16 protein-coding genes are annotated in these 14,658 nt (G+C 72.7%); 12 read left to right on the top strand and 4 right to left on the bottom strand.

Features of this window, described 5'->3' with window-relative positions; all coding sequences use genetic code 11:
* The first annotated feature begins 78 nt into the window (after window positions 1-78).
* From ACWEOH_RS03655 to ACWEOH_RS03630, 6 genes are all read left to right on the top strand, one after another.
* On the top strand, window positions 79-705 hold the full coding sequence (locus tag ACWEOH_RS03655) for a helix-turn-helix domain-containing protein (RefSeq protein ID WP_452028337.1): 627 nt from the start codon (window positions 79-81) through the stop codon (window positions 703-705).
* 106 nt (window positions 706-811) lie between these two features.
* Complete coding sequence (locus ACWEOH_RS03650; RefSeq protein WP_452028336.1) at window positions 812-1,741, top strand: oxygenase MpaB family protein; 930 nt, start codon at window positions 812-814, stop codon at window positions 1,739-1,741.
* A gap of 136 nt (window positions 1,742-1,877) precedes the next feature.
* Window positions 1,878-2,864, top strand: a complete 987-nt coding sequence (speB, locus tag ACWEOH_RS03645) for an agmatinase (protein ID WP_452028335.1) — start codon at window positions 1,878-1,880, stop codon at window positions 2,862-2,864.
* Window positions 2,851-3,249, top strand: a complete 399-nt coding sequence (locus ACWEOH_RS03640; RefSeq protein ID WP_452028334.1) for a YybH family protein — start codon at window positions 2,851-2,853, stop codon at window positions 3,247-3,249. The genes speB and ACWEOH_RS03640 overlap by 14 nt, the downstream gene beginning before the upstream one ends.
* 46 nt (window positions 3,250-3,295) lie before the next feature.
* Window positions 3,296-4,699 carry a purine-cytosine permease family protein gene (locus ACWEOH_RS03635; protein WP_452028332.1) on the top strand — a complete coding sequence of 468 codons (1,404 nt, stop codon included), beginning with the start codon at window positions 3,296-3,298 and terminating at the stop codon, window positions 4,697-4,699.
* An 11-nt stretch (window positions 4,700-4,710) separates the two neighbouring features.
* On the top strand, window positions 4,711-5,346 hold the full coding sequence (locus ACWEOH_RS03630) for a cyclase family protein (RefSeq protein WP_452028330.1): 636 nt from the start codon (window positions 4,711-4,713) through the stop codon (window positions 5,344-5,346).
* Between the two features lie 25 nt (window positions 5,347-5,371).
* Here the strand turns inward: ACWEOH_RS03630 and ACWEOH_RS03625 are convergent, their stop codons facing one another.
* Both ACWEOH_RS03625 and ACWEOH_RS03620 read right to left on the bottom strand, forming a co-directional pair.
* A complete protein-coding gene (locus ACWEOH_RS03625; protein ID WP_452028328.1) occupies window positions 5,372-6,295 on the bottom strand; it encodes a hypothetical protein in 924 nt (307 codons plus the stop codon).
* Window positions 6,296-6,373: 78 nt separating this feature from the next.
* Window positions 6,374-6,832, bottom strand: a complete 459-nt coding sequence (locus ACWEOH_RS03620) for a winged helix-turn-helix transcriptional regulator (RefSeq protein ID WP_452028326.1) — start codon at window positions 6,830-6,832, stop codon at window positions 6,374-6,376.
* Window positions 6,833-6,919: 87 nt separating this feature from the next.
* On the opposite strand from ACWEOH_RS03620, the gene ACWEOH_RS03615 reads away from it, so the two are divergent.
* Both ACWEOH_RS03615 and ACWEOH_RS03610 read left to right on the top strand, forming a co-directional pair.
* Window positions 6,920-8,107, top strand: coding sequence for an MFS transporter (locus tag ACWEOH_RS03615; protein ID WP_452028325.1), 1,188 nt, complete (start codon window positions 6,920-6,922; stop codon window positions 8,105-8,107).
* Window positions 8,108-8,259: 152 nt separating this feature from the next.
* Window positions 8,260-9,054, top strand: coding sequence for a bestrophin-like domain (locus tag ACWEOH_RS03610; RefSeq protein WP_452028324.1), 795 nt, complete (start codon window positions 8,260-8,262; stop codon window positions 9,052-9,054).
* 60 nt (window positions 9,055-9,114) lie between these two features.
* Here the strand turns inward: ACWEOH_RS03610 and ACWEOH_RS03605 are convergent, their stop codons facing one another.
* Complete coding sequence (locus ACWEOH_RS03605) at window positions 9,115-10,371, bottom strand: hypothetical protein (RefSeq protein ID WP_452028323.1); 1,257 nt, start codon at window positions 10,369-10,371, stop codon at window positions 9,115-9,117.
* 202 nt (window positions 10,372-10,573) lie between these two features.
* Between ACWEOH_RS03605 and ACWEOH_RS03600 the strand changes: the two genes are divergently transcribed.
* The 3 genes from ACWEOH_RS03600 to ACWEOH_RS03590 all read left to right on the top strand — a co-directional run bounded on the left by ACWEOH_RS03600 (window position 10,574) and on the right by ACWEOH_RS03590 (window position 12,713).
* Window positions 10,574-11,422 (top strand): hypothetical protein, encoded by an 849-nt coding sequence (locus ACWEOH_RS03600; protein WP_452028321.1) that lies wholly within the window; start codon window positions 10,574-10,576, stop codon window positions 11,420-11,422.
* Window positions 11,423-11,484: 62 nt separating this feature from the next.
* Window positions 11,485-11,892 carry a peptidoglycan-binding domain-containing protein gene (locus tag ACWEOH_RS03595; protein WP_452028319.1) on the top strand — a complete coding sequence of 136 codons (408 nt, stop codon included), beginning with the start codon at window positions 11,485-11,487 and terminating at the stop codon, window positions 11,890-11,892.
* A gap of 155 nt (window positions 11,893-12,047) precedes the next feature.
* Window positions 12,048-12,713 (top strand): hypothetical protein, encoded by a 666-nt coding sequence (locus ACWEOH_RS03590; RefSeq protein ID WP_452028317.1) that lies wholly within the window; start codon window positions 12,048-12,050, stop codon window positions 12,711-12,713.
* A gap of 48 nt (window positions 12,714-12,761) precedes the next feature.
* Here the strand turns inward: ACWEOH_RS03590 and ACWEOH_RS03585 are convergent, their stop codons facing one another.
* Window positions 12,762-13,649 carry a LysR family transcriptional regulator gene (locus ACWEOH_RS03585; RefSeq protein WP_452028315.1) on the bottom strand — a complete coding sequence of 296 codons (888 nt, stop codon included), beginning with the start codon at window positions 13,647-13,649 and terminating at the stop codon, window positions 12,762-12,764.
* Between the two features lie 100 nt (window positions 13,650-13,749).
* Between ACWEOH_RS03585 and ACWEOH_RS03580 the strand changes: the two genes are divergently transcribed.
* Window positions 13,750-14,625, top strand: a complete 876-nt coding sequence (locus ACWEOH_RS03580; RefSeq protein WP_452028313.1) for an aldo/keto reductase — start codon at window positions 13,750-13,752, stop codon at window positions 14,623-14,625.
* The last annotated feature ends 33 nt before the right edge of the window (window positions 14,626-14,658 follow it).

Here is a 14,658-nt window from a genome sequence, read left to right as displayed (position 1 = left end):
GATCGTCGTCGCTGTTTGATTGAATGGCAAGGTCGCTTGCCGCAACGGCAAACGACGCACCACGTGAACGGATGTCGCATGCCCCACGATCCCGATCACCCGCCGTCCGACGCCGATCGCCGGCCCGACGGCGACCTCGACGCCGTGCTCGACGCCGTCGCGCCGCGACTCCGCGCCCTCCGCACCCGCCGCGGCCTCACGCTCGCCGAGCTGTCCGAGCAGACGGGCATCTCGGTCTCGACGCTCTCGCGCCTCGAGTCGGGCGGTCGCCGTCCGACGCTCGACCTGCTCATCCGCATCGCCGGCGTCTACCGCGCGAGCCTCGACGACCTCGTCGGCGCGCCGCAGATCGCCGACCCGCGCGTCGCGCCCCGGCCGTTCTACCGCGGCGGCCGGGCGATCATCCCGCTGACCCGCAGCAACCCCGACGTGCACGCGTTCAAGATGGTGCTTCCGGGGCATCCGCCCGACGCGCCGGTCGAGCAGCGGGCGCACGAAGGCTACGACTGGATCTACGTGCTGAGCGGACGCGTACGCCTCGTGCTCGGCGACGAGGAGATCGTGCTCGAGCCCGGCGAGGCCGCCGAGTTCGACACCCGCACGCCGCACGGCACCGCGAGCGCGTCGCTCGAGCCGGCCGAGATCATCAACCTGCTCAGCGCGCAGGGGGAGCGGGTGCACGTGCGCGAGCCGGGCGGCGACTGAAGAAGCGAGGCGCCGCCCCCGATGACGAACCATCGGATGCCGCGGCGCGGCGAAGTTCGCAGCCGCTGCGCAGCGACATCCGCTCGGTCAGGGGTTAACGTCGAATATGGCGGAGCGGGAGCTGCGGAGCGCGGGCGGCGCACGCTGGCGGCTGCGTTCGCGCTCGCCGCATTCGCACCAGGAGCTGCCGGCGTGGACCGCGGCCCTCGTCGAAGGAGACGACGCCGGGTACTTCGGACCGGGCAGCGCGGTCTGGGCGGTGAACGGCGCGCTGCCGACGCTCGTCGCGGGCATCCGCGCGCTGCTGCTGCAGACGCTGCACCCGGGTGCGATGGCGGGCGTGCACGACTGGTCGCGCTACCACGAGGACCCGCTCGGGCGCCTCGACGGCACGATCCGGTGGATCGCCACGACGACGTTCGGCGATCGCAGGGCGGCGGCTGCGGCATCCGCTCGCGTCTCCCGGCTGCACGAGCGCATCACCGGCACGTACGTCGATGCCGGAGGAACGGAGCGACCCTACGCGGCGAGCGACCAGGTGCTGCTGCGCTGGGTGCACGACGCGTTCACCGAGGCGTTCCTCGGCGCGCACGCCGTCTGGGGTGCGCCGATCCCCGGCGGGCCCGACGCGTACGTGCGCGAGTGGGCGGAGGCGGGGCGGCTGATGGGCGTGGTCGACCCGCCGACCTCGGTCGCGCAGCTCGACGCCGAACTCGACGGGTTCCTGCGCGAGGCCAAGGTCGACGAGCGCGTCGTGCAGGCCGTGAAGTTCATCCGCAAGCCCGGCCTGCCCGGCCTCACGGGTCGCGTCTACCCGATCCTGTTCGGGGGCGCGGTGGCGTCGCTCTCGCCGCGCTACCGCGAACTGCTCGGCCTCCGGCGGCCGTGGTGGCCCGCGATCACGATGACGCGGATCCTTCTCGTGTCGGCCGCCCGAGTGCTCGGTGCGGTGTCGCCGAGCGAGCGGAACGCGCGGGCCCGGATCGCGCGGCTCGCCCGCGAGAGCGCGCACGAGTCCGACGCGCAGGCGGCCTGAGCACCCGCCTTCGCGGGACCGTCGTCGAGCGGACGCCGCGCGGCCGCCACCGCCCGTGCGAATTCCGTTGACACGGCGCAGCGGCGGGCATACTCTGGCCCCAAGGTTTACCGCTGATTATCGAAGGTTGTCTAATATGCAACACGAGCCACCGCCCGCCGAGGGGCCGATCGGCCCGGTCGACGCGAGCGTCGTGCCCCGGTTCGCGGGCATCGCGACCTTCGCGCGGCTACCCAGGATCGGCGAGGTCGAGCACGCCGACATCGCCGTCGTCGGCGTGCCGTTCGACAGCGGCGTGAGCTACCGTCCGGGGGCGAGGTTCGGCCCCTCGCACGTGCGCGAGGCATCCCGGCTGCTGCGCCCCTTCAACCCGGCGCAGCGGATCTCGCCGTTCGCGGTGCAGCAGGTCGTCGACGCGGGCGACATCGCGGTGAACCCGTTCCGCATCGAGGAGGCCGTCGAGCAGGTCGAGGCCGGAGCCAGGGCGCTCGCCGAGTGGGCCGACCGGCTCGTCGTGATCGGCGGCGACCACACCATCGCGCTGCCGCTGCTCCGCGCGGTGGCCGACCGGCACGGGCCCGTCGCCGTGCTGCATTTCGACGCCCACCTCGATACCTGGGACACGTACTTCGGCGCCCCCATCACGCACGGCACGCCCTTCCGCCGAGCGTCGGAGGAGGGGCTCATCGACCTCACCGCGAGCATGCACGTCGGCACTCGCGGACCGCTCTACGGCGTCGAGGACCTCACCGACGACGCCCGCCTCGGCTTCGCGATCGTGACGAGCGAGGACATCGAGGAGCACGGGGTCGCCGCCGCGATCGAGCGCATCCGCGCGCGCATCGGCGACGCGCCGCTCTACATCTCCATCGACATCGACGTGCTCGACCCCGCCCACGCGCCGGGCACCGGCACGCCCGAGGCCGGCGGCATGACGAGCCGGGAGCTCCTGCGCATCATCCGTGCGCTCGCCGACCGGCGCATCGTCGGTGCCGACGTCGTCGAGGTCGCGCCGGCGTACGACCATGCCCAGCTCACGGGCATCGCGGCATCCCACGTCGCCTACGAGCTGATCAGTGCGATGGCGCCCCGCCAGGAGGAGGAGTCCGATGACCGACCGTGAACCCGACGAGCAGGAGGTGCTCGCGGCCGCCGATGCGATCGTCGACGCCTTCGCCGCCACCGACGGCGACCGCTACTTCGCCACGTTCGCCCCCGAGGCCTCCTTCGTGTTCCACACGGAGTCCGACCGGCTCGACGACCGCGCGACGTACGAGCGCCTCTGGGCCGAGTGGATCGAGAGCGGCTGGCGCGTCACGTCGTGCACCTCGTCGAACCGGCACGTGCACACGTTCCCCGGCGGCGCGGTGTTCGCCCACGACGTCGACACGGCCGTCGAGACCGGCGACGGTCCCGACGCCTACCGCGAGCGGGAGACCATCGTCTTCCGCGCCGACGGCGACCGCCTCGTCGCCGTGCACGAGCACCTCTCCCCGTTCCCCGGCTGACGCGCCACGCGGCATCCGACCGCCACACCCCCACCCAGGAGGAGCAATGTCGCTCTACTCACGCCTCGACCGCCGCCTCGAACAGCAGGCCGACAACGCCGGGCCCGTGCGCGGCACGCTCTCGCTGCTGCGCATCGGCATGATCTGGCTCGCCGCGAACCTCGTCGTCACGACGCTGCTCACCGGCACGCTGTTCGTGCCGGGCGTCGACTTCGGCACCGCGTTCACGATGATCGTGTTCGGCACGCTCGCGGGCGCGATCGTGCTCGCCGCGGTCGGCAACATCGGCACGCGCACCGGGCTGCCCACGATGGCGCTCACGCGCGGGTCGTTCGGCACGCGCGGCAGCTACCTGCCCGTCGTCGCGAACGTCGTGATCCTCATGGGCTGGAGCTGGGTGCAGGCCATGCTCGCCGGAGTCACCGTGGACTACCTGGTGCAGAGCCTCACGGGCTTCTCGAGCCCGATCCTGTTCTCGGTGCTGGCGCAGACGCTCGTCGTGATCCTCGCGATCTTCGGCCACGAGGGCATCGCCCGCGTCGAGCCGTGGCTCGCGGTGCTCATGCTCGTCATCATCGCGTGGATCTTCATCGTCGCGTTCACCACGTTCACGCCCGCCGAGTTCCAGGCGATCCCGGTCGACGAGGCGATCGGCTACACGCCCGTGATCGTGCTCGACATCGTCATCGCCACCGCGATCTCGTGGACCGTGCTCTCCGCCGACTTCAACCGGCTCGCGAAGAACAGCCGGGCCGGCATCCTCGGCTCGGGCATCGGCTACACGCTCTCGACGGTCATCTCGATGACGCTCGGCCTCACGGCCTTCGCCTACGTGATCCTCGCCGGCGGCGACGCGGTGCCGTTCGACCCGGCCACGATCGTGGCCGAGTTCGGGGCGCCGCTCGCCATCGTGATCTTCCTGTCGGTCATGGCGACGAACACGATGGTCGTCTACGGCATGGTGACGTCGGTCGTGCACGCCCGCGTGGGCGGCCGCCTGAAGTTCCTGCCCACGGCGCTCGTGCTCGGGGCGATCTCGATCCTCGGCGCGACCTGGCTGGGGCTGCTCACGCAGTTCACGAACTTCCTCGTGCTCATCAGCTCGCTGTTCGTGCCGGTGTTCGCGATCATGATCGTCGACTACTACCTCGTGAAGCGGTCGGCGTACACCGCCGACATCCTGCGGGCGAGGGGCGGACGCTACTGGTACGCGGCCGGCATCAACTGGATCGCGGTCGCCGTCTGGGTCGTCGGCGCGCTCACCTCGTACCTGCTCACCTACGTCTGGCCGTCGCCCATCGGCGCGACCATCCCGGCGTTCGTGCTGAGCTTCGCGCTCTACCTCCTCGCGATGCTGCGCGAGCGGTCGCGGCATCCGCGTGAGCCGAGCGTGCACCTCAGCGAGGCCGACGCCGCGGCCGCGTCCGACGCACGCGCCGAGGTGGGCTGAGGGCGGCCGGCGTGCGCGAGCTGAGCCACCGCATCACGAGCGGGATGCAGGTGTACCCGGGCGACCCCGGCGTCGAGATCGGTTCAGCGCTCGAGCTGGCGCGCGATGGCGTGGACGTGGCGCAGCTCCACCTCGGCTCGCACACCGGCACGCACCTCGACGCGCCGTCGCACACAGTGCCCGGCGGGCGCACGACCGGGGGCATCGGGCTCGACGAGCTCGTGGGGGAGGCGCTCGTCGTGCACGTCGAGGGCCTGGCACCGCGGCAGCGGTACGGCCTCGCCGAGCTCGCGACCGCGCTCGGCGGCGAGGTGCCCGAGCGGGTGCCGCCGATCGTCGTCGTCGACACCGGGTGGGCGTCGCGGTTCGGCACGGATGCCGCGCTCGAGCATCCGGCGCTCGACCCCGCTGCGGCTGCCGAGCTGCTGCGGCGCGGCATGGGCGTGCTCGCGGTCGACACGCTGAGCCCCGATCCGACGGGCGGCGACGGATTCCCGGTGCACGACGTCGTGCTCGGGGGCGACGCGCTCATCGTCGAGAACCTCACCGGCCTCGAGGGCCTGCCCGAGCGCGTTCGGATCGGGTTCTTCCCGCTGCCGATCGACGCCGACGGCGCGCCGGTGCGGGCGGTGGCGTTCACCGACTGAGCGGGGGCGAACGCCGCGGGGCCGGCTACCGACCGGCCCAGCGCAGGACGCGCAGGGCGCGGAGCGTGTTCCACCGGCTCGGCTCGCCCTCGGGAGCGTCGAGCGGGAAGAACACCTCGCCACGCCGGGGCTTCGCGGCCGGCCATCGGCCGTCGTCGAGGCGCTGGTCGAGCACGAGCCCGATCGCGTCGTCGATGCGCGGGTCGGGATCGGCACCGGCCTCGCGGAAGGAGTCGAGCGCGCGCAGCACGTCGTAGTGCCAGTACGGCGGGAAGGCGAAGTCGAGGTAGCGATCGAGCACGAGCTCGCCGGTCGACCGACGCCGGTACAGGCCCCGCTCGAGCAGGTACTCCTCACCGCGCCGCCGGGACTCGGTGATCTCTGCGGGAGCATCGGGCACGGCGCGCTCGTAGGCGAGGAACCCCTCGATGACGCAGAGCGTCGAGTCGAACGACGACCGCGTCGACTCCTCAGGCGGATCGCAGTTCCACCCGCCGTCGTGGAGCTGCTGCTCGAGCAGCATCCCGATGATGCGGTCGCTGCCCTCGCCGAGCTCTCCGAGGTAGGCGCCATGGGCCAGCACGCCGCCGTTCACGCACTCCTCCTCCTCGCCCTCGAAGTAGGGCCGATCATCGAACCAGTCCCAGACCACGCCGTCTCGCACGCGCTCGATCGCGGCTCGCACCGCCGGCGAATCGGGGTCGGCGCCGAGCCGGCGCAGGTCCTGCAGGATCCAGTGCGTGCCGCGCCGGTCGCCGTCTTCGCCGTAGACGTGATCGCCCCAGTAGCCGTCGTCGGCCTGCAGGGCGAGGAGCCGTGCGCCGACGCCCTCGGTCGCGACGCGGGACCGCTCGGCGGCGACGTCGTCGGACGGCGCGTCGAGCAGGTCGCGCATGACCTGCCAGCGGACGGCGGGATCGGATTCGAGCAGCCACTCGGTGACGTCCATCCGCCCATGGTTCCGGATGCCGCCGACACCCGACAGGGGTTGACCGGGTCTCGAGGCGCGTCCGGCTCGGCCGTGCGATCAGTCGGGGCGGCGGGCGCCCGGCCCCGGGATCGACACGACCTCGTCGGGCGCGTGCTCCACGCCGTCCTCGTCGAGGAACGCCAGCCGCACGGGCCGACCGCCCGCCGTGTAGATCGACGCCGGGCCGTGCCCGCTCGGGCGGTGCTCGTCGCCCCACTCGATGATCGACGCCAGCACGGGCTTCAGCGCGCGTCCGGCATCGGTGAGCACGTACTCCTCGCGCTCGCGCTCGCCCGCCTCGCGGTAGGGGCGGCGCTCGAGGATGCCGGCGTCGACGAGCCGCGCGAGCCGATCGGTGAGCACGTCGGGCGCGACGCCGAGCCGCGCGCGGATGTCGGCGAAGCGCGTGCGGCCGCGGAACGCCTCGCGCACGATGAGCAGCGACCACTTCTGCCCGATGACCTCGAGGCTGCGGGCGATCGAGCAGCGCTCGTCGGAACGGTCGAGGGAAGCCATGCGACCATTCTCGCACACTGGGTTGGAAAATCAGACTCAGCCTGCTAACTTGGAGATTCCAACTCAGGAATCTTCGGAAGGCGCAGGATGTCCCTCAGCACTCGTGGAAGCTTCTGGACCGCGGCATCCGTGGCCGGCCTGGCCCTCTGGGCGAGCGGCGCGCCGACGATCGTGTATCCGCTCTACGCGGCCGAATGGCAGGTAGAGCCGTCGGTCACCACGGCGATCTTCGCGATCTACCCGGTCGTGCTCGTGCCCGTGCTCATCGTGTTCGGCAACCTCTCCGACGTGATCGGCCGGCGCGCCGTCATCCTGCTCGGACTCGGCGCGCTCGGCCTCGGCTCCATCGCGTTCGGCCTGGCGCCCGACCTCACGTGGGTGTTCATCGGCCGAGCACTCATGGGTGTCGGCGTCGGCCTCTCGCTGAGTCCCGCGACGGCCGCCATGGTCGAGTTCGGCGGGCGCGACGGCGCGCGGCGGGCGAGCTCCGCCACCACCGCCGCCACGGCCACCGGACTCGCGCTCGCGACCGTCGTGGGTGGCGCCCTCGTGCAGTACGCGCCGTGGCCGCTGCACCTCAGCTTCTGGGTGCTCACCGCCGTCACTGCGGTCGTCGCCGTCTTCGCCGCCGGGCTCCCGCTCCACACGCGCGACGAGGCCGCCGGTCCGTGGCGTCCCCGGCTGCCGCGGATGCCGCGGAGCGAGCGCCCGTCGTTCGTCGCGGGCACGCTCGGCATCTCGGCCGCCTACGCGATGGGCGCCATCTTCCTCGCGCTCGGCGCGCAGATCGCACGCGACCTCGTGCGCAGCGACGACGTGTTCGTCGACGGCGCCGTCATCGCGCTCTCGGCGGTCGCCATCGGCGTCGTCGCGATTCTGACGCGCGGGCTCCGCCCGCGGCTCGCCGTGACGCTCGGGCCGCTGCTCGCCACCGCCGGGCTCGGACTGCTGATCGTGGCGGGGCTCGCGCACTCCCTGCCCGCGTTCCTCGCGTCATCCGTCGTGGCGGGTGCAGGCTACGCCCTGATGTTCTCGGGCGGACTCGGCCTCGTCACCACGAGCGCGCCCGTGCACGAGCGGGCCGCGGTCATCTCGGCCGCCTACGTCGTGGGCTACCTCCTGCAGGCGCTCGCCGCCCTCGGCCTCGGCGCCATCGCGACGGCGTCGGGCCTGCAGGCCGCCCTCGACCTGGGCGCCCCGCTCATCCTGCTGCTCGGCGTCGCGGCGCTCGTCGTCGCGAACCTGCCGCGGCGTCGCGAGGCGGTCGCGGCGTAGCGCTCGAACGTCGACCGGCCGCATCCCGAGCCGGTCTCGGATGCCGCGGCCACGGCAATCGGGTCTGGCGGAGTGCGCGGCGGCATCCGTAGGCTGTCCCTCGTCGGACGGGCTCTGGCTGCCCGTGCGCTGTCGGGGCAGGGGGAGCAGCCGTGGTGGAGTGGTTCTACAGCACGCCCATCTGGATCACCCTGCCGATCTTCGTCGGCGGATTCGTGGTCCTCTCGTGCCTGATCGTGCTGGGGCTCCGGCCGTTCGTGCACAAGCTCGTGACCGACCACAAGGAATGGGACCGCGCGCTCGCCCACGTCATCGGCACGTTCGGCATCTTCTTCGGCATCCTGCTCGCCCTCGTCGCGCTCTCGGTGTACGAGAACTTCGCGTACGCGCGGGACACGGCGGTCGAGGAGGCCGGACGCGTCGGCACGCTGTACCGGGCGACGACGCTCCTCGACGAGCAGGACGGCCAGCCGCTGCGCACCGCGATCGATGAGTACATGCACGCGGTGATCGAGCGCGACTGGCCCGAGCAGCGGCAGGGTGTACTCCCCGAGGCGAGCGACGCCCACGTCGACGAGATCGATGAGCTGCTGAGCGAGATCGAGGCCGAGCCCGGCCACGAGCAGGCGGCATTCCAGCAGGTGCTCGCCACGTTCGACGTGTTCATCGAGTCGCGGCGCGCTCGCATCGACGCGACGGCCCTCGAACTGCCGATCCTGCTCTGGCTCGTGATCTGGGTGGGTGCGGCGGTCAACGTGGTGCTGCTCGCGTTCCTCGACGTCCGCAACCCACGCCTGCATCTGCTCATGGTGGGCCTGCTCTCGTTGTACATCGGCCTCGTCATCTTCGTGACGGCCGACCTGGACCGTCCGTACGCCGGCTCCATCGCGGTGGGGCCCGAGGCGTACCAGCGCGTGCTCGAGCAGGTGATCGAGGGGAACGGCTGACACGCGAGGGAGGACTCCGCCTGCTCGCGGCATCCGCTCGGCTCGGACCCTGACGGCAGGTCAGAGCGGCCCGGAGGAACCGGAGTCACCCACCACGGGGGCCGGCGGATCGGGGTCGAGATCGCCCGGCGAGAGGGCCTTACGAAGTGCCTCGCGTTCGCGGTATCGGGGCGCGGCATCGATGAGGTCCGCCAGGACGCCGAGCCCGGCGGCCACGAGCGCAACGATGACGAGGAGAGCCGGCTGCAGGAGCTCTGACGCGCTCCAGTCGGCCGCGACGCCGGCGATGAATGCCATCGCGGCGACCGCCCCGAAGCCCTGGGCGGCCGTCTCGGCGGCGCGAGGCCCGATGAGCAGCGGCATGAGTCGCTCGGCCGGCGCACGCCGCGCCCGCCCATCGGACACCCAGCGTGCGGCGGCGCGCTCGCGCAGGAGGCGCGGCACGATGCCGGCGATGAACGCCGCGACCAGGACGGCGGCGGCGGCTCCGGTGAGGATGCCGCCGGCGAGGCTGAGCACGTCGATGCCCGTCTCGACGGGGCCGACGTACCGCACCTCGTCGCAGTTCCGGCAGGGCTGGCGCAGCGTCACGGACACGAAGAAGACGCAGATGCCGACGAGGAGCGCGCCGACGACGGCGGCGAGGGCTCGGCCCGCCCTCCGTCCAACGGCAGCTTCGAGCGGCCCGTCGTCGGCCACGGCGGCGTCGCGCCGGCGACGCTCGGCGGCCTCGGCCGCGCCCTGGGCACCCGACCAGCGCTCGCGAAGCGGCGCCGCCCGTCGTTCCCATCGGGAGTCCACAGCGCGCGAGACGGGCGCGCAGACGATGCCGAGCACGACGGCCAGTACGGCCACGCCGGCGGCGATCGCCCCGCCGGTCAGCTCGTCCTCGTCCGACTCCGTGATCAGGACCCAGGCGCACGCCACGGCGACGAGTGCCGCAACGCCGGCGACGATCCACCCGGTCCAGCGGATGATCCCGCCCGGCGATCGGATCAGGCGCCGCGCCGCGTGCTCGGGAACGACCTCGGGGTGCTCCTGATCGTGCCGTTCGAGCGACCGGAGCGCCGCGTAGCGCTCGAGCGCCACGACGACCGGTCCCATGACCGCGAGCGCCGCGGCGACGACGAGCACGACGCCCATCGCCGCGCGGGCCAGCGGATCCAGTCGCAGGTCCCGCGAGAGCTCCCAGAGCGCCTCCTGAACGACGACGATTCCGACGAGCGCGATGCCGAAGGCCAGGCCGACGCCCACCATCGCGCCCACGCCGACCATCACGAGCGCACGCAGGACCGTCGCGGCGGCGGTCCACCGCACCTCTCCGAATCGGAGCCCGGGGGCAGGGCCCCGGGCGGGTCGGATCGAGCGGGACGATCGGGTCGGGTCGGTCAACGTCTCCCCTTCAGCGTCGGCAACGACTCCACACGATATCGGTCTCGGCGCGCTCGCCTCGACGACTCGTCACCCACACGACGACGGCGCCGCGCGCCTGAGGTCGTCGAGCCAATAGGCTGCCCGCGTGACCGAAGAGGCGACCGCATCACGAGACGGCACGACCCGCACCGCGAGGTCGCTCGCCCCGAGCGCGACCGAGTGGGCGCGCTCGCTTCCGCGTGGGGGTCGCGTCGACTGGGACGAACTCGAATCGCACGTGCTGCGCGACCACCCCGCGGTGCTGCGCCTGCTCGGGCCCGCGTCCGCCGGGGTGCGCACGTCCACGCGCGGGTTCCGGATCGCGCTCTGGACCGGGATCGTGGTCGCGACCCTCGTGGCGTTCCCGATCGTGTGGGCGCCCGTGTGGGGGCTCGCCACGCTCTCCACGGGGAGCGTCACGTTCGACGACGTCGACGGTCACGTCGCCATCCCGGTGGCCGGCGCCTCGCTCGTCATCGCGGCGATCGTGCAGGTCGTCCTGCTCGTCGCCACGATCCGCGGACGCCCCGACATGGCTGGCGTCGGCGGGGCGACGGCGCTCCTCGCGGTGCTCATCGGCGTCGGCATCGCGCTCATCGGCGCCCGGCAAGGCGTGCCGGGTTGGCTCGCCTGGGTCGCGCTCGCGGTCGTCGTCGCCGCGCTCGGCATCGCGAACGCGATCGGCGCACGCGTGGTGCGCAGGCGTCTCGACCGACCCTCGCGGCCCCGCGTTCGACTCGAGCAGACGCCCGACGAGCGACTCGAACGCGATCGCCGCCTCGCCGAGGCGGTCGCCGCCATCCCGGCCGACGAGCAGGAGCGCCTGCTCGACGACCGCCGCCGCGCGGTCGAGCGGCTCCGCCTGCAGGGCACGATCTCCCCCGACGAGGCCGCGCGCGCGATCCGCGCTCCCCTCGGCCGCCTCGGCGGGGAGTCCTCCCCATCGAGGCGCTGAACGCGCGCGTCGTACGCTCGCTCCGATTCGGCGGCACGGTGCCGCCCGGAAAGGACGCCCATATGCCCATCCGCACTCGTCGCCACAAGCTCGCGCTCGCGTTCGCGGCGCTGTCGCTCGCCGCGGCCGGCACCGTCGGCGCGGTCGGCGGCGCTCCCGCGCCCGCCGAGGCCGCCGGCCGTTGCGTGGACTACAACTACTCGCTCGGCGGCTACTCGTCGTGCATCGGGTACATCCAGCAGCTCCTGAACTACCACCGCCCCTACGGCTGGACCCCGCTCGTCGTCGACAACGCCTTCGGCCCGAAGACCCGCGACCTGACGATCCGCGTGCAGCAGACCTTCGGCCTGGTCGCCGACGGCATCGTCGGACCCCGGACCTGGAACATCATCTGCTACCCGCAGAAGGGGCCGGGTCCGATCCCGGGCTTCCCGTACACCGCTGCTCGCGCCGCCGGCTGCGCCATCTAGGTCGACGACGACGCGGACCGCCGGAGCCGCCGACGCGCCGCGTGCGAGCGGCTCCGGTCGGCCCGCATCGTCTTCGCCTGGGTCGGTGCCAGCAGAGGTTCGAGCACTGGTGTACCAATACCCGGTTGGGGTATTATGTGCTGCGGAGGGGAGCGATGATGCGCACGACGGGCGAGACGAACGCGGTGACGGATGCCACGACGACGGATGCCACGACGACGGGTGGCCCGACGAGGGAGACCGAGGTGACGGGTGCAGCGGCATCCGCGTCGGGTTCTCCGCGACCGCGCCCGTGGTTCATCGCGCTGCTCGTCGTGGTGGGCGTGATCACGGGCGCCGCACTCCTGCTCGGCGGCGCAGCCCTGAGCGGACTCGACGCGACGACGCCGATGACCGCCGTGGGCATCGCGACGCTGTGCTACGTCGCCGCGGCGGCGACGGGCATCCGCTGGATGGCCTGGGCATGGGCGGGCCTCGGCACGGTGCTCGTCTTCGGCGCCGAGCTCGTCGACGTGCCCCGCTGGATCGTGCTCGCCGCGGTGGGGGCCGTGTTCGTCGTGGTCGGCCTCGTTCGCCGGCCGCGGGTCACGGTGCCGCAGGGCAACGCGATGGTCGCCTACTTCGGCGTCGCGATCGCGGCCCTGTTCCTCGACCCTCGCCTCGGCCTCATCATCGCGGGCGTCGCGCTCGCCGCGCACGCGGGCTGGGACCTCGTGCACTACCGCCGCGACGCCGTCGTGAACCGGTCGCTCGCGCTCTGGTGCCTCGGGCTCGACGTGTTCCTCGGCGGCGCGTGCGTGGTGCTGGCGATCGTCGGCTGAGGAACGAGCGTCGACCGCGGCGGCACCGCCACGCGGCATCCGCTCGGCTCAGGCGCTGAGCGCGAGCTCCGCGTCCAGCAGGTCGAGCAGCAGCGGGGCGGATGCCGCGGCCGGCGCGCCGGTGATGGCCGAGACGACCCACTCGGGCGTCGACTCGGGCGGCAGCTGCAGCGTCACGAGCCCCGACGCCTGCGGCTTCGCGGCGACGTGCTGCGGCACGAGCGCGATGCCGAGTCCGCGGTGCACGAGGTCGAGCAGCGTGTGCACGTCGTTCACCGCGGCGCTCACGCGACGGGGAACGCCGTGCGCGGCGCATGCCTCGTCGTTGAGCGTGCGCACCGCCCACGACTCCTGGAAGTCGACGAAGTCGAGGTCGCGCAGGTCGGCCCACTCGACGCGCTCCCGGCCGGCGAGTGGATGCTGCGGCGGCACGAGCAGCACGATGGGACGTCGTCCGAGCTCGTGCCGGCGGAGCCGCGTCACCTGTCCGCCGCCCGCGACGAACGCCACGTCGAGCGTGCCCTCGTTGACCCGCGCGGCGAGCTCATGGGAGCCCGCCTGCGTGAACTCGAGCTCGACGAGCGGGTAGAGCAGGTGCACGCGCTCGAGCAGCGCGTTGACGTCGACCATGCCGAGGCACTGCTCGGCCCCGACGCGCAGGCTGCCCGAGAGCTCGTGCGTCGCCCGCACGACGGCGTCGCGGGCCGCGGCCGCCTGCGCGAGCATCGTGCGCGCGTGGGGGAGCAGCGCCAGTCCGGCGTCGGTCGGCACGACCCGACGCGTCGTGCGGTCGAACAGGGTCGTGCCGAGCTCCTCCTCGAGCCCGCGGATCGCCGCCGAGAGCCCCGACTGCGAAACGTGGCACACGGCCGCCGCACGCGTGAACTGCTGCTCGTCGGCGAGGGCGACGAGGTACTCCATCTGGCGAAGATCCATTCATCGACCCTTCTTCTGAATGGCATGAGAACTAGTTGTTGGACTTCTAGTTTGAGCGTTCCTATCGTGAACAGGCAACCTCGCAACGAAAGGATGCTCCATGCAGCAGCGAACCATCGGCCCTCGCACGGTCAGCGCCATCGGACTCGGCGGCATGCCGATGTCGATCGAGGGACGGCCCGACGAGGCCCGGTCGATCGCGACCATCCACGCTGCCCTCGAGGCGGGCGTGACCCTCATCGACACCGCCGACGCCTACCACCTCCACGCCGACGAGGTCGGCCACAACGAGGAGCTCATCGCGCGTGCGCTCCGCACGTGGGGCGGCGACACGTCCGGCGTGCTCGTCGCCACGAAGGGCGGCCACCTGCGACCCGGCGACGGCTCGTGGACCCAGGACGGCCGGCCCGAGTACCTGAAGGAGGCCGTGAAGGCCTCGGCCCGCCGGCTCGGCGTCGAGGCCATCGGCCTCTACCAGTTCCACCGGCCCGACCCGAGCGTGCCGTACGCCGACTCGGTGGGCGCGATCCGCGACCTGCTCGACGAGGGCGTCATCGAGCTCGCCGGCATCTCGAACGCGAACGTCGCGCAGATCGACCAGGCGAACGAGATCCTCGGCGGCCGCCTCGTGTCGGTGCAGAACCAGTTCTCGCCGGCGTTCCGGTCGAGCCTCGGCGAGCTCGAGCACTGCGCCGCGCTCGGCATCGCGTTCCTGCCGTGGTCGCCGCTCGGCGGCATCGCCCGCGCCGGCGCGGTCGGGCAGCGGCACGGCGCGTTCCAGCGCGTCGCCGACGCCCACGGCGTCAGCCCGCAGCAGGTCGCGCTCGCGTGGGAGCTCGCGCTCGCACCCGTCGTCATCCCGATCCCCGGCGCCTCGCGCCCCGAGAGCATCCGCGATTCGGTGCGCGCCGTCGAGCTCGAGCTCACGGCCGACGAGCTCGCGTCGCTCTCGGACGTCGAGGAGCTCGCGGCCTAGCACCGCTCGCACCACCCAGTACGACGGCGGATG

The sequence above is a fragment of the Agromyces sp. NPDC004153 genome, assembly GCF_053603635.1.
The sequence above is the reverse complement of the archived record's forward strand: the minus strand, read 5'-3'. Positions and strand labels throughout refer to the sequence as shown.